At 27.3% G+C, this 1,688-nt stretch carries 2 protein-coding genes; both read right to left on the bottom strand.

The window, feature by feature from the left end:
- On the bottom strand, positions 1-592 hold a 592-nt coding region (locus F1B92_RS08580), incomplete at its 3' end, for a hypothetical protein (protein ID WP_154571429.1).
- 770 nt (positions 593-1,362) lie between these two features.
- On the bottom strand, positions 1,363-1,688 hold a 326-nt coding region (locus F1B92_RS08890), incomplete at its 5' end, for a hypothetical protein (protein WP_195836341.1).

The raw sequence follows: 1,688 nt of genomic DNA, 5'->3' as shown, positions 1-1,688 counted from the left end.
CTCCGTCTAAATCAAGAGCGAGCGGGTCGTAAAGAAGTGGATTTATGAAGCCGTCTAAAAAGTCGCCAAAATTATCAAGCCAATCGCCTAAATCGTCGATTAAATCGTAAAAGGAATACGAACCAGTATCAAATATTTGCCCAGTATAATCTAAAAATTTATCATACATATCATTTAAAAGCATATCTATTTTTCCGCCAGTTGTCATAGCTGTTCCAGAAAGCTTATTTAATATTTGCTCAGCTTTATTTAATGCTATTGTTTCACCGCCAAATGTTGTAGCAATTGCAGGAGCTTTGATTAAAAAACCACTTCCAAATGCACCAATATAATATCCCGGTCTTTCTGATAAATCTTTCCCTATTTCTTTTGCAAAATAATCCCTAGCCCCACCAGTATTATTATATATAGCAGAAATAGCTTCTTTGGCAACTAGTAGTTCTGCCTGTGCTTTTAATTGTTGTTCTTTTCCAGCAAGACCAGATAAGTTGCCCAAAAACATACCAAAGTCAAATGGTGCAACAACGAGTGTATCAAAAGCACCTTTGATAACATCTTTACCAAATTTTATAGTTTCATTTACTGAATCCATAATTTTTCCTTTCTATTTTTTAAAGTTACTTAATAGTTTGCTAAACAAATTAACAAGTGTATTTTGTTTTTTATATATTTTATTATCTTTTGAAATTTTCATTTTAGCGACAAATAACAATAAAATTAGCCACTCTAAAAACATACAAATAAATGCTGATAAAAACCAAGCAAGAACAAAAGCCAAAACCGATACCGACCAATGAAGATCAAAATTTTCATCTATGTATATTCCAAATCCGATGGAAATAAATAAGCAAAAAATAGCATAAAAGGTTTCGATTATATTTGATAAAAAATTGCAAAATTTTATATTGGATATTTCATATATTGTTCCACAGTTTTTACATTTTATACAATCATCGAATTTAAAAATAAATAAGTTTTGTAATTTATTTATTCTTTCATCGCAAACTTCGCATCTTTTATAAATCATTTTATTTTTCCAATCCGTATAATATTATGCAATTTGATAATAAAAAATCAAATAAATATAGCTATTTAGCCAACGATTATATAAGCTCAACTGGCAACCTTTCCAAATTTCAAATAAACTTTGAAATTATATAAAATTTAACTTTAACCAAATATAAAAATACTATATATATTAATTACTTTTATTTCTATTTTTAATAAATTACTAAATTAGTATAAATTATTATTTTAGAAAATTCAATCTCTGTTAGTATCGTTTATACTGAATTTGTAAATTTATATCACATTTAAATTTACCATAATCAAACTACGACAAATTTTATATGTGAATTTGATTTACACTCCATAAAGCTGTAAATTCTGTGAATTTGCTAAGTCATTAAATGCGAAGTTTCCTAAGCCTTTGTTATCTGAGTAGGTGTTGATTTGTTCAATGATTTTATCTATTTGGTTTTGAGTGATGAAAGGGGAGTTTAAATTATTTGCATCTTTATTAGAATTTGCAAATTCGTTCGAATTTATCGCTGTTTCTTTGCCAAATCTAAATGCTAAATCATTTGCAATTTTGTTTAAACTTTCTCCTACACTCTCTATAACATTTGTTTCAAATTTATCACATAAGTCGTTGTATGTTATTTTGTTCCATTTGTTTGTGATAAATT

This window comes from Campylobacter portucalensis (assembly GCF_009690845.1).
Classification (GTDB): Bacteria; Campylobacterota; Campylobacteria; order Campylobacterales; family Campylobacteraceae; genus Campylobacter_B; species Campylobacter_B portucalensis.
The sequence above is the reverse complement of the archived record's forward strand: the minus strand, read 5'-3'. Positions and strand labels throughout refer to the sequence as shown.